Source organism: Pseudomonas protegens (assembly GCF_003732485.1).
Taxonomy (GTDB): Bacteria; Pseudomonadota; Gammaproteobacteria; order Pseudomonadales; family Pseudomonadaceae; genus Aquipseudomonas; species Aquipseudomonas protegens_B.
Genome location: NZ_MOAK01000013.1, coordinates 26034 through 38926 on the forward strand (window position 1 = coordinate 26034; position 12893 = coordinate 38926).

Here is a 12893-nt window from a genome sequence, read left to right on the forward strand (position 1 = left end):
CCTGGATCGGGCCCAGGCCCATGGAAACAGTCGGGAACTGCCAGAAGTCAGGCATCAGCCACGGGTGCGGATAGGACGACAGACCGTTGCCATCCACTTCCTGGCGGAAGTTGTTCATTTGGTCTTCGGTGATGCGGCCTTCCATGAACGCACGGGCGTAGACGCCTGGCGATGCGTGACCCTGGAAGTAGATCAGGTCGCCGCCGTGTTCGTCGGTCGGGGCCTGGAAGAAGTAGTTGAAGCCGATGTCATACAAAGTGGCGCTGGAGGCGAAGCTGGAGATGTGACCGCCCAGGTCAGAATCTTTCAGGTTCGTACGCATGACCATGGCCAACGCGTTCCAACGTACCAGCGAGCGAATGCGGCGTTCCATGAACAGGTCGCCAGGCATGCGTGCTTCGTGGGTGACGGGAATCGTGTTGCGGTACGGCGTGGTGATGGCGTAGGGCAGTTGCGAGCCGCTGCGGGTCGCGAGTTCGCCCATACGGGTCATCAGATAGTGAGCACGGTCTTCGCCTTCTTTGTCGAGAACCGATTCCAGGGCGTCCAGCCATTCCTGGGTTTCGACGGGATCGAGGTCTTGCATGGCTTGCTCCAGGGCGGAAAGGCTTCCAGAATCGGTTGCCTGAGTTTGCGACTGGCCTTGTGGGCAGACGATTATAAATTCTTGGATTGCCGGAGGTTGATCCGGCGGCGTGTAGTTTTACTACAAATCGTCGGCCATTTCAGCCTTTCGAATGTATATACGAGTAGTAAAACTACAGAAGAGCGGCTTATGGCCTCCTGCTGCGTTGTGAGAATAATCGTTACTGTTGGTCGCTGACTAACGGGAATAGGTAATAAATTAATGCCGGCTGCTAAAAAAAACCTATTTTCAGCTATTTCTAACTTTTGTTCGACAGTCCATCAGGCTGTCTGCCCTCGATATCCCTCTCCGCCTGCCTTTTCCACGCCGATCAAGGATAGCCCATGAGTCTGCCCGCGCTTGCCCCAGTCCCCGCGATTCTCCTGCCATTGGTCAGCCGTGCAGAGCAGTCGTTCCGCGCTGCGGTGGCGACCCTTGACGGCGGCCCCGATGTTGCGGATTGGAGCTCCGAGCGCTGGGCCGAGTTTGCCCGGGTCAGCGCCGCCAGTGACTTCGTCACTGAACAGAGCCTGCGTGACCCCTTGATGTTGCTGGAGCTGGTGCGCTCCGGTGAGCTGGACCGGGCTTTTGCTGCGGGTGAGTTGTGTGCGCAGATTGCGGCGGCGGTGCAAGCGGCCGAGACCGACGATCAACTGGGGCGCGTACTGCGTCGCCAGCGCACTCGCCAGCAGGTGCGGATTATCTGGCGTGACTTGACCCGCCAGGCGGATCTGGTGCAAACCTGCCGTGACCTTTCCGACCTGGCCGACGCGTGCATCGACCAGGCCTATCAATGGCTGTACCTGCGGCACAGCCAGCAGTTCGGCGTGCCCACCGGTGGCCGCAGCGGCGAGCCGCAGCAGATGGTCATTCTCGGCATGGGCAAGCTGGGGGCGGTGGAGCTCAACCTGTCGTCGGACATCGACCTGATCTTTGCCTATCCCGAAGGCGGCGAGACGGTGGGGGTCAAGCGCTCCCTGGACAATCAGGAGTTCTTCATCCGTCTGGGCCAGCGTCTGATCAAGGCCCTGGACCCCATGACCGTCGACGGTTTCGTGTTCCGGGTCGACATGCGCTTGCGGCCATACGGCTCCGCAGGTGCCCTGGTGCTCAGTTTCAATGCCCTGGAGCAGTACTACCAGGACCAGGGGCGCGACTGGGAACGCTACGCCATGATCAAGGCTCGGGTGGTGGCAGGAGATCAGGTGGCCGGGGCGCAATTGCTGGATATGCTGCGGCCCTTCGTTTATCGCCGTTACCTGGACTTTTCCGCCATCGAGGCGCTGCGCACCATGAAGCAGCTGATCCAGCAGGAAGTCCGGCGCAAGGGCATGGCCGACAATATCAAGCTGGGCTCGGGGGGCATTCGCGAGGTGGAGTTCATCGCCCAGGCCTTTCAGTTGATTCACGGCGGTCGCGACCTGAGCCTGCAGCAGCGTCCTTTATTAAAGGTGCTGGGCACCCTGGAAGGTCAGGGCTATTTGCCGGCGGCGGTGATCGGCGAGTTGCGTGAAGGCTACGAATTCCTGCGCTACACCGAACATGCGATCCAGGCCATCGCTGACCGGCAGACGCAGATGCTGCCGGACAATCCCCAGGACCAGGCTCGAATCGCCTTCATGCTCGGCTTTGCCGACTGGAGCGCCTTCCATGAGCAACTGATGTATTGGCGCGGGCGGGTGGAGTGGCACTTCCGCCAAGTGATTGCCGATCCCGATGAAGACGAAGGTGCTGAAAGCGAAGTGGTGGTGGGAGGCGAGTGGCTGCCGTTGTGGGAAGAAGCCCAAGACGAGGAGGCCGCCTGTCGGCAGTTGCAGGAGGGCGGCTTTGTCGATGCGCCCAAGGCCCTGCGGGCTCTCGCCAGCCTGCGCGGCAGTCCGCAGTTGCGCGCCATGCAGCGCCTGGGGCGTGAGCGTCTGGATGCCTTTATTCCACGGCTGCTGGCCCAGGCTGTCGAACATGCCAATCCGGACCTGGTCCTGGAGCGGGTCTTGCCGCTGGTCGAGGCGGTGGCGCGGCGTTCGGCCTATCTGGTACTGCTCACCGAAAACCCTGGCGCCTTGCGCCGCTTGCTGACCCTGTGCGCGGCCAGTCCGTGGATTGCCGAGCAGATCACCCGCTTCCCTCTGCTGCTGGACGAGTTGCTCAACGAGGGGCGTCTGTTCAAGCCGCCCCTGGCCCCGGAACTGGCGGCCGAGTTGCGTGAGCGCCTGACGCGGATTCCCGAGGACGACCTGGAACAGCAGATGGAGGCCCTGCGTCACTTCAAGCTGGCCCACCGGTTGCGGGTCGCCGCGTCGGAGATCGCCGGTAGCCTGCCTTTAATGAAGGTCAGTGATTACCTGACCTGGCTTGCCGAGGCCATTTTGGAGCAAGTGCTGGCCCTGGCCTGGCGCCAGACTGTGGCCAAGCACGGCGCGCCACTGCGTACCGACGGCACCTTGTGCGACCCGGGCTTCATCATCGTCGGTTACGGCAAGGTCGGTGGCATCGAGCTGGGCCACGGTTCCGACCTGGATCTGGTGTTCATCCATGATGGTGATCCGCAAGCGGAAACCGATGGGCCCAAACCCATAGACGGTGCGCAGTTCTTCACCCGGCTGGGGCAGCGCATCATCCATCTGCTGACCACCCAGACCAACTCCGGTCAGTTGTATGAAGTGGATATGCGCTTGCGGCCATCCGGTGCTTCGGGCCTGCTGGTGAGTTCCCTGGGGGCCTTTGCCCGTTATCAGGAGAACGAGGCCTGGACCTGGGAGCATCAGGCACTGGTGCGGGCCCGGGTGCTGGTGGGCAGCCAGGATGTGGGCCAGGCCTTTGAAAAGGTCCGGGCCGCCGTGCTGGGCAAAAACCGTGACCTGCCCAAGTTGCGCCAGGAAGTCAGCGAGATGCGGGCCAAGATGCGTGACAACCTGGGCAGTCGCCTGACCGCTGCCGGAACCGCGGCCAATGCCTTTGAAGCCACGGCGCCGTTCGACCTCAAGCAGGACGCCGGAGGTATCGTCGATATCGAATTTATGGTGCAATACGCGGCCCTGGCGTGGTCTGAAGAACACCCGTCATTGCTGCGCTACACCGATAACATCCGCATTCTGGAAGGTCTGGAGCACGTTGGGCTGATGCCGGCGAGCGATGCCAGCCTGCTGCGCGAGGTCTACAAGGCCTACCGTTCCGCGGCTCACCGACAGGCGTTGCAGAATGAGGCCGGAATCATTAACGGTGATCAATTCGTGACCGAACGACGGGAAGTGTTACGAATTTGGCGCGAGCTGGGGCTAAGCTAAACGGCATAATGCGGCCGCAATTGTATTCGGCGGGCTGCAAGGCTCGCCCCAACTGAACCGACGGTGAAGGCCGCGGTGCTGGATTCTCGAGGCGGGGAGGCGTATGCCTCCCCGGCTCGTTTATGGAAACCACATGAATATTCTGATCGTTGGGCCCAGCTGGGTCGGTGACATGGTGATGGCGCAGACACTCTTCGAGTGCCTGAAACAGCGTCATCCTCAATGCGAGATCGACGTGCTGGCCCCCGAGTGGAGCCGGCCGATCCTGGAGCGCATGCCCCAGGTGCGTCGGGCCTTGAGCTTTCCTCTTGGTCACGGTGCCCTGGAACTGGCGACCCGCCGGCGTATCGGCAAGTCCCTGGCCGGTCAGTACGATCAGGCCATCCTGCTGCCCAACTCGCTGAAGTCAGCCTTGGTGCCGTTCTTTGCCGGAATTCCCAAGCGCACTGGTTGGCGTGGCGAGTTCCGCTACGGCCTGCTCAACGATGTGCGCAAGCTCGACAAAGAGCGCTATCCGCTGATGATCGAGCGTTTCATGGCCCTGGCCTATGAGCCGGGCACCGAATTGCCCAAGCCTTATCCGCGTCCGAGCCTGCAGATCGATCCGCAAAGCCGCGAGGCGGCCCTGGCCAAGTTTGGCCTGAGCCTGGATCGCCCGGTGCTGGCGCTGTGCCCCGGAGCGGAGTTCGGCGAGGCCAAGCGCTGGCCGTCCGAGCATTACGCCCAGGTGGCCGAGGCCAAGATCCGCGAGGGCTGGCAGGTCTGGCTGTTCGGGTCGAAGAACGATCACGCCGTGGGTGAAGAAATCCGCGGACGACTGATTCCCGGGTTGCGCGAAGAATCGACCAATCTCAGTGGCGACACCTCCCTGGCCGAGGCCATCGACCTGCTGTCCTGCGCCGATTCGGTGGTGTCCAACGACTCCGGGCTGATGCACGTGGCGGCCGCATTGAATCGCCCGCTGGTGGCGGTGTACGGCTCCACCTCCCCGGGCTTCACCCCGCCGCTGGCGGATCAGGTCGAAGTGGTGCGCCTGGGGATCGAGTGCAGTCCTTGTTTCGATCGCACTTGTCGCTTCGGTCATTACAACTGCCTGCGCCAACTTCTGCCGCAGCCGGTGAACGAAGCCCTGCAGCGGTTGCAGGGCACTGTGGTCGAGGTCCAGTAAGTTGCGGGTACTGTTGATCAAGACCTCCTCCCTGGGTGATGTGATTCATGCATTGCCGGCCCTTACCGATGCCGCGCGAGCGATCCCGGGGATCAAGTTCGACTGGGTGGTGGAAGAAGGCTTCGCCGAGATTCCCTCCTGGCATCCGGCGGTAGGCAAGGTGATTCCGGTGGCGATCCGTCGCTGGCGCAAGAACATCTGGCAGACCATCAAGAGCGGCGAGTGGCGGCGTTTCAAACAGAGCGTGCGCTCGACCAAGTACGACTTGGTGATCGATGCCCAGGGCCTGTTGAAAAGCGCCTGGCTGACCCGCTACGTGCGCGCCCCGGTGGCGGGGCTGGACAAGCACTCTGCCCGTGAACCCCTGGCTTCGCGTTTCTACTCGCGGCGCCTGGCGGTAGCCCGTGGGCAACATGCGGTGGAGCGGGTGCGCCAACTGTTCGCCGTGGCCCTGGGCTACGACTTGCCCCAGGGGCTGGGTGACTACGGCCTGAATGTCGAAAAGCTGGTGGAGTTGCCGCGCAAGAAGCCTTTTGTGCTGTTTCTCCATGGCACCACCTGGGACACCAAGCATTGGCCTGAGGCCTATTGGCGCGAGCTGACCGAGCGCATGGGCATGCTCGGGGTCGAGGTCAGGCTGCCCTGGGGCAATGCTGCCGAGAAGGCCCGGGCGGAGCGTATCGCCAATGGCCTGAAAAACGCCACGGTACTGCCCAAGCTGAACCTGGCCGGAGTCGCCAGGGTGCTGGCCGACGCCCAGGCCTGCGTGGCCGTGGACACCGGGCTCGGGCACCTTGCCGCGGCTCTGGATGTTCCGACCATTTCGCTGTTCGGCCCCACCAACCCGGGCCTGACCGGCGCCTATGGCAAGGTGCAGATTCACCTGGGGAGCAACTTCCCCTGTGCGCCGTGCCTGCAGAAGAAATGCACCTACCAGCCCACTGCTGTGGATCAGCAACGCTATGACATCAAGCGCGAGTGGCCACTGTGCTTCACTCGCCTGAACCCCGAGCGTGTCGCCAGCCGACTGAGCACCTTGTTACTGGCTGAGGAGCCGCGCTGATGCAATTGGCTTTTGTCCTTTATAAGTATTTCCCCTTCGGCGGCCTGCAGCGCGACTTCATGCGCATCGCCCTGGAGTGCCAACGCCGCGGGCATCAGATCCGCGTCTATACCCTGATCTGGGAAGGCGACGTGCCGCCCGGTTTCGAAGTGCTGGTGGCGCCGGTCAAGGCACTGTTCAACCATCGTCGCAACGAAAAGCTCAGCGCCTGGATGGAGGCCGACCTGGCCAAACGCCCGGTGGACCGGCTGATCGGCTTCAACAAGATGCCGGGGCTAGATGTGTACTACGCCGCCGACGGCTGCTTCGAGGACAAGGCGCAGAACCTGCGCCATTCCCTGTACCGTCGCTGGGGTCGCTACCGGCATTTTGCCGAGTACGAACGGGCGGTGTTCGCCAAGGACGCCAAGACCGAGATCCTGATGATCTCCGAAGTCCAGCAGCCGTTGTTCATCAAGCATTACGACACCCCGCTGGAGCGCTTCCACCTGCTGCCGCCGGGCATTGCCCAGGATCGCCGCGCACCTTCCAACGCCGCCGAGATCCGTTCGGATTTCCGTCGCGAGTTCAAGCTCAAGGATGACGACCTGCTGCTGGTGCAGATCGGCTCCGGGTTCAAGACCAAGGGCGTGGATCGCAGCCTCAAGGCGCTGGCGGCGCTGCCCTCGGCGCTGAAAAAACGCACCCGGCTGTTTGTAATCGGCCAGGACGACCCCAAGGTATTCCAGGTACAAAGTGCTGCATTGGGGCTGAGCGACCAGGTGCAGTTCATGAAGGGGCGCAGTGATATCCCGCGTTTCCTGCTGGGGGCCGATCTGTTGATTCATCCGGCCTACAACGAAAATACTGGCACCGTACTGCTTGAAGCCTTGGTGGCTGGCTTGCCGGTGCTGGTGAGCGCTGTCTGCGGCTACGCCCATTACATTGCCGAGGCCGAAAGCGGCCTGGTGCTGGATGAGCCGTTCGAGCAGGCGCAGCTCAATCAATACCTCACCACCCTGTTGACCGACGACGCTGCACGCGCGACCTGGAGCCGTAATGGCCTGGCGTTCGCCGAGACGGCCGACCTTTACAGCATGCCGCAGCACGCTGCGGATGTGATTCTGGCGGAGCAACACCGATGAAGTTGATGCTTGCCGAACCCTTCAAGACCCTCTGGGCAGGACGCGATGCATTCGCCGAAGTCGAGGGGCTCAAGGGCCAGGTCTACCGTGAGCTGGAAGCGCGCCGTACCTTGCGTACGGAAGTCGACGGTCGCGGTTATTTCGTGAAGATCCATCGCGGCATTGGCTGGGGCGAGATCATCAAGAACCTGATCACCGCCAAGTTGCCAGTGCTGGGTGCCGGCCAGGAATGGCGGGCGCTGGAGCGTCTGCATCAGGTTGGCGTACCGACCATGACGGCTGTGGCCTACGGCGAGCGCGGCAGCAACCCGGCGGACCAGCACTCGTTCATCGTCACCGAGGAGCTGGCGCCCACCGTCAGCCTTGAAGACTTCAGTATCGACTGGGTCAAGCAGCCGCCTGCGCCTGCTCTCAAGCGCGCACTGATCGCCGAAGTGGCGCGCATGACCGGCACGATGCATCGTGCCGGGGTCAATCACCGCGACTGCTACATCTGCCATTTCCTGTTGCACACCGACCGGCCGATCACTCCCGAGGGGCTGAAGCTTTCGGTGATCGACCTGCATCGCGCCCAGACCCGGTCGAAGATCACCCTGCGCTGGCGCAACAAGGACCTGGCGGCTCTGTATTTCTCGGCCCTGGATATCGGCCTGACGCATCGCGACAAGTTGCGCTTCCTCAAGGGCTATTTCCAGCAGCCGCTGCGGCAGATCCTGGCCGAAGAGGCGGCGCTGCTGTCCTGGCTCGAAGGCAAGGCGGAAAAACTCTACGCACGTAAGCAACGGTACGGAGACGCACTCTGATGGCGAGTTGGAACCTGGACCCCGCCTATCAGGAGTTGGCGCAAGATTTCGGTAGCCTGGAGGCGGTATTTGCCCTGCAGGGCGAGCATTTGACCCGGGACCCTCTGTCGGAGGTCATTCGGGTCGAGCGCGCCGGCGTCAATTACTACGTCAAGCGCTATACCGGTGCCGGCAAGAACCTGCGGCGCTACCTGGGCAAGCCCCGGGTCAAGTTCGAATGGCAGAACCTCAAGCGCTTCGCCAAGTGGGGCATTCCCACTGCCGATGTGGTGGCCTGGGGCCTGGAACGTCGCTGCCTGGCCTACTCCCGGGGCGCGATGATCACTCGCGAGCTGCCGCGGACCGAGGATCTCTCGGTGCTGGCCGAGCGCAGCGATCCGCGGCTCAAGGACCGCCGTTGGGTGGATGGCGTTAGCCGTCAGTTGGCCGCTTACACCCGGGTCATGCATGACCACCGCTTTACCCACAATGATTTGAAGTGGCGCAACTTGCTGGTCGATGACCAGGACCGGTTGTACCTGATTGACTGTCCGAACGGCGATTTCTGGCGTGGTTTCTGGCTCAAGTACCGGATCACCAAGGACCTGGCCTGCCTGGACAAGGTGGCCAAATATCATCTGTCGGCCACTCAGCGCCTGCGTTTCTATCTGCAGTACCGCCAGCGTGATCGGCTGAGTGCCGCCGACAAGGCGCGTATTCGCCACGTGGTGAGATTTTTCGAGGGACGCGAATGACTGATTTCCTGGCGTCCGAGGAGCGTGCGCTCCTGGAGCGTAACGGTCTCGGCACTTTTGACCAGCTGTGGGACACCCAACTGGATGCGGTGGATGAGCCCAACACCAGTCGCGGTGGCAGCAGCAGCGTCTTTCGCCTGGATGTGGAAGGGCAGGGGTTCTATCTCAAACGGCAGACCAACTACCTGACCCGGACCCTGCATCGGCCCTTCGGCGAACCGAGTTTCGCCCGGGAGTTTCGCAACATCCGGCGTTATCAGCAGTTGGGGATTCCCGCGCTGCAGGCGGTGTTCTTTGGCATGCGCAAGGTCAATGGCGAGTCCCGGGCCATACTCCTGACCCGGGCACTGGATGGTTGGGATGACCTGGATACGCTGCTGTTGCGTTGGGATGAGCTCAGTGAGCTTCAGCGCCAGGCGGTGCTCAAGGCTTGTGGGCAACTGGCCCGGCAGCTGCACAGCTTGCGCCAGGTGCATGGCTGCTTCTATCCCAAGCATATTTTCCTGCAGGGCCTTGGCGACGGTTATCGGGCGCAGTTGATCGACCTGGAGAAAACCCGGCCCTTGCTGTTCGGTCAGCGCGACCGGGTCAAGGACCTGGAACCGTTGCTGCGCCGGGCTTCGGTGTGGAGTGCCGACGAAGTGCGCTGCCTGTTGGCAGCCTATCTGGATCAGCCTCTGGACAGCTCCCTGGTAGGCGCCTGGGCCGCTCGTCTTAGTGCTCGCAGCAGTCACAAGGAATCTCGCTAATGCGTTTGTCCGAGCTGAGCAACAGCGGGCGCAGCCCGGTCCTGCCGCTGAGTCTGGAGTTGGCGGATGCCGCCGGCCCGGCGCAGTTGCAGTTGCTGACCCTGCTGCGAGTGCTGCCGGGGCAGCGCTATGTCGGTGCCGGGGTCTGGCGTGGGCGTCCGGTGCTGGCCAAGTTGCTGGTGGGGCCCAAGGCCGCGCGACATTTTCAGCGAGAATTGCAGGGCGTGCGCCTGCTGGCGGAGCAGGGGCTGACTACGCCGCTGCTGCTGGCGGACGGCTTACAGGAAGGCGAGGGCGGCTGGTTGCTCTTCGAGTTCCTGGAAGGGGCGCAGAGCCTTGGCGATGCCTGGAAACGGGTGGAAAAACTGCCGGTGCTGGCCGATGAGCAGGCTGCCGTGCTGGCTGAGGCCCTCGGGGCGATTGCCCAACTGCACGCCAAGGGCTTGTGGCAGGAAGACCTGCACCTGGACAACCTGCTGCGCCATGACGGCAAGCTGCACCTGATCGATGGTGCAGGGATCGGTGTCGAAGAGGCCGGCAAACCCCTGTCCCGGCAAAAGGTCCTGGAAAACCTGGGCGTGTTCTTCGCCCAGCTACCCAAGAGCCTGGAACCCTTCACTGAAGAGTTGCTGGTGCATTACCTGCTGAGCAATGCCGAGCATGCCTTGCCCCTGGAAGCTCTGGAAAAGCAGGTGAGCAAGGTGCGTGGCTGGCGCCTGCGGGACTTTCTCAACAAGGTTGGTCGTGAGTGCACGCTGTTCAGCGTGCAGCGCGGACCTTTCGCCTTGCGTGCGATCCGTCGCGAGGAAGAGGCCGCGATGCTGCCCGTGCTGGAGCAGGCCGATGCCCTGCTGGATCAGGGACATCTGTACAAGACCGGTGGCGCCGCCAGTGTCGGCCGGGTCGAGATCGCGGGGCGGACCCTGGTGCTCAAGCGCTACAACATCAAGGGCTTGGCTCATTGGCTCAAGCGTTTCTGGCGCCCAAGCCGGGCCTGGCACTCCTGGCGTGAAGGCAATCGTCTGGAGTTCCTGGGGATTGCCACGCCCAGGCCCCTGGCGGTGCTGGAACAGCGTTTTCTGTGGTTGCGCCGGCGGGCCTATCTGGTGACCGAGTACCTGCCGGGACCGGACATCATCGAGCGTTTTGCGCCGTTCGTGGAGAGTGGCGAGGCGCCTGAGTCGGAATTGCAGGCACTGGATCAGCTGTTTGCCCAGTTGATCAAGGAGCGCATCAGTCACGGTGACTTCAAGGGGCACAATCTGTTCTGGCAGGAAGATCGCTGGGCACTGATCGATCTGGACTCCATGTGCCAACACTCCAGTCTGAGCAGTTTTTCTCCTGCTTTTGCCCGGGATCGAGCACGTTTCATGCGTAACTGGCCACAAAGCAGCAACTTGTACCAAGTGATTGATCAGCGGCTGCCCAAGACGGTCCAGAGCGCCGAGGCCTGACCTGCGACCTATAGCCGCTGCTGCTGGCAGCGGCTGTGGGCCGTGGCGGACGCGGCGCCCTGGCTTGCCGCTTGTCGCTAGAGGCTTGCCCCTGCTTTTACGTTATAATCCCGCCCTTTCGTTGTTTCTCGCCCCTTTGCGAGCACACATTATTTTCAAGGCGCACTGCGCCCGCATGCAGACTAAACGAGGCTAGACCCCTGTGGCATTGACGATTCTTGGCCTGTCCGGCGCCCTTAGCCATGATCCTTCAGCAGCCCTGTACATCGACGGCAAGCTGATTGCCGCCGCTGAAGAAGAGCGTTTCGTGCGCGACAAGCATGCAAAGAACCGCATGCCCTACGAGTCGGCGAAGTTCTGCCTGGAGCAGGCCGGGATCAAGCCTTCCGACGTTGACGTGGTAGCGATCCCGTTCGCGCCTATCAGCCTGTTCGGCAAGGCGCGCTGGCACTACGCCAAGCGGTACTGGTATGCGCCGGACCGCGCCCTGGACGCGATCCTGATGGGCAACCGTCGCTACAAGCGCTATCGCAACAAGATTGTCTGGTGCCTCGAGCAACTGGGCTTCGATCCGAAGAAGATCAAGATCGAGCCGGTCGAGCATCACCTGGCCCATGCCTCCAGCGCCTATCACTGCTCGGGCTTCAAAGAGAAAACCGCGATCCTCGGGATCGACGGCAAGGGTGAGTACGCCACCACCTTCTTTGGCTACGGTGAAAACGGCAAGATCCACAAGATCAAGGAATTCTTCGATCCGGACTCCCTGGGTGGCCTGTATGGCGCCATCACCGAGTTCCTCGGCTTCGAAATGCTCGACGGCGAGTTCAAGGTCATGGGCATGGCGCCGTATGGCGATGCCAGCAAGTACGATTTCTCCCGTCTGGCCAGCTTTGAAAACGGCGAACTGGTGATCAACACCGACTACGCCAACGTCATTGGCCTGCGTCGCTACAAAGAGAAGGGCAAGGGTTTCTACTTCTCGCCAAAACTCATCGAGTGGCTGGGTCCCAAGCGCGAAGGCGACATCGCCGACGAGCCGTACATCCACTACGCCGCGAGCATGCAGGCCCTGTTCGAGAAACTGGCCCTGCAGATGATCGACCACTACCTGGGCGACGTCCTCAAGGAAACCGGCAAGCTGGCCTTCGCCGGCGGCTGCGCGCTGAACGTCAAGCTGAACCAGAAGATCATTGCCCGTCCTGAAGTCAAGGAGCTGTTCGTGCAGCCGGCTTCCGGCGACGCCGGCACCGCGGTGGGTGCTGCTGCGTACGTTTCCCACGCCCGTGGGGTGCCGGTAGAGAAGATGGAACACGTCTATCTCGGCCCGTCCTACAGCAACGAAGATGTGATCGCTGCCTGTGCCCGTCACCCGAACAAACCGGCTTGGCGGCAGATCGACAACACCCCGGAACGCATCGCCAAGATCATGGTGGATGGCAACCCGGTGGCCTGGTTCCAAGGCCGCATGGAGTTCGGTCCACGGGCCTTGGGCGGTCGTTCGATCATCGGTTGCCCGAGCGCCGCGGGCGTGGCCGACCGGATCAACGAGCAGATCAAGTTCCGCGAGCGCTGGAGGCCTTTCTGCCCGTCGATGCTCGACACCGTCGGTCCGCAGATGATCAAGGTCGACCATCCGGCGCCATTCATGACCTTCACCTTCGAAGTGGCTGAAGAGTGGAAGACCCGGGTGCCGGAAGTGGTTCACGAAGACGGTACATCCCGGGCTCAGGTGCTCAAACGCGAATACAACCCGCGCTACTACGACATGATGAAGGCGTTGGAAGTCCTGACCGGTAACGGCGTGTCGCTGAACACCTCGTTGAACCGCCGTGGCGAACCGATGATCTGCTCGCCCACCGACGCCTTGAACATGTTCTACGGTTCCGATC

The 12893-nt window shown here is 62.2% G+C and carries 9 protein-coding genes and 1 pseudogene; 9 read left to right on the forward strand and 1 reads right to left on the reverse strand.

The window, feature by feature from the left end:
- A pseudogene (locus BLX41_RS34115) lies at nucleotides 1-586 on the reverse strand (pyruvate dehydrogenase (acetyl-transferring), homodimeric type); the annotation flags it as partial.
- 383 nt (nucleotides 587-969) lie between these two features.
- On the opposite strand from BLX41_RS34115, the gene glnE reads away from it, so the two are divergent.
- The 9 genes from glnE to BLX41_RS00710 all read left to right on the forward strand — a co-directional run.
- A complete protein-coding gene (gene glnE / locus BLX41_RS00670) occupies nucleotides 970-3909 on the forward strand; it encodes a bifunctional [glutamate--ammonia ligase]-adenylyl-L-tyrosine phosphorylase/[glutamate--ammonia-ligase] adenylyltransferase (protein ID WP_123723348.1) in 2940 nt (979 codons plus the stop codon).
- A 133-nt stretch (nucleotides 3910-4042) separates the two neighbouring features.
- The gene (waaF, locus tag BLX41_RS00675; RefSeq protein ID WP_123723349.1) at nucleotides 4043-5077 is read left to right on the forward strand and encodes a lipopolysaccharide heptosyltransferase II; all 1035 of its coding nucleotides are present in this window, start codon (nucleotides 4043-4045) and stop codon (nucleotides 5075-5077) included.
- A 1-nt stretch (nucleotide 5078) separates the two neighbouring features.
- Nucleotides 5079-6140: a lipopolysaccharide heptosyltransferase I gene (waaC, locus tag BLX41_RS00680; RefSeq protein WP_123723350.1), complete on the forward strand. Its 1062-nt coding sequence runs from the start codon at nucleotides 5079-5081 to the stop codon at nucleotides 6138-6140.
- Nucleotides 6140-7264 carry a glycosyltransferase family 4 protein gene (locus tag BLX41_RS00685; RefSeq protein WP_123723351.1) on the forward strand — a complete coding sequence of 375 codons (1125 nt, stop codon included), beginning with the start codon at nucleotides 6140-6142 and terminating at the stop codon, nucleotides 7262-7264. The genes waaC and BLX41_RS00685 overlap by 1 nt, the downstream gene beginning before the upstream one ends.
- The gene (gene rfaP, locus BLX41_RS00690; RefSeq protein WP_123723352.1) at nucleotides 7261-8067 is read left to right on the forward strand and encodes a lipopolysaccharide core heptose(I) kinase RfaP; all 807 of its coding nucleotides are present in this window, start codon (nucleotides 7261-7263) and stop codon (nucleotides 8065-8067) included. Before BLX41_RS00685 ends, rfaP begins: the two co-directional genes overlap by 4 nt.
- A complete protein-coding gene (locus tag BLX41_RS00695) occupies nucleotides 8067-8801 on the forward strand; it encodes a lipopolysaccharide kinase InaA family protein (RefSeq protein ID WP_123723353.1) in 735 nt (244 codons plus the stop codon). Before rfaP ends, BLX41_RS00695 begins: the two co-directional genes overlap by 1 nt.
- A complete protein-coding gene (locus BLX41_RS00700) occupies nucleotides 8798-9550 on the forward strand; it encodes a lipopolysaccharide kinase InaA family protein (protein ID WP_123723354.1) in 753 nt (250 codons plus the stop codon). The genes BLX41_RS00695 and BLX41_RS00700 overlap by 4 nt, the downstream gene beginning before the upstream one ends.
- Nucleotides 9550-11004, forward strand: coding sequence for a lipopolysaccharide kinase InaA family protein (locus BLX41_RS00705; RefSeq protein WP_123723355.1), 1455 nt, complete (start codon nucleotides 9550-9552; stop codon nucleotides 11002-11004). Before BLX41_RS00700 ends, BLX41_RS00705 begins: the two co-directional genes overlap by 1 nt.
- Nucleotides 11005-11206: 202 nt before the next feature.
- Nucleotides 11207-12893: carbamoyltransferase family protein (locus BLX41_RS00710; protein ID WP_123723356.1), on the forward strand; the 1687-nt coding region annotated here is incomplete at its 3' end.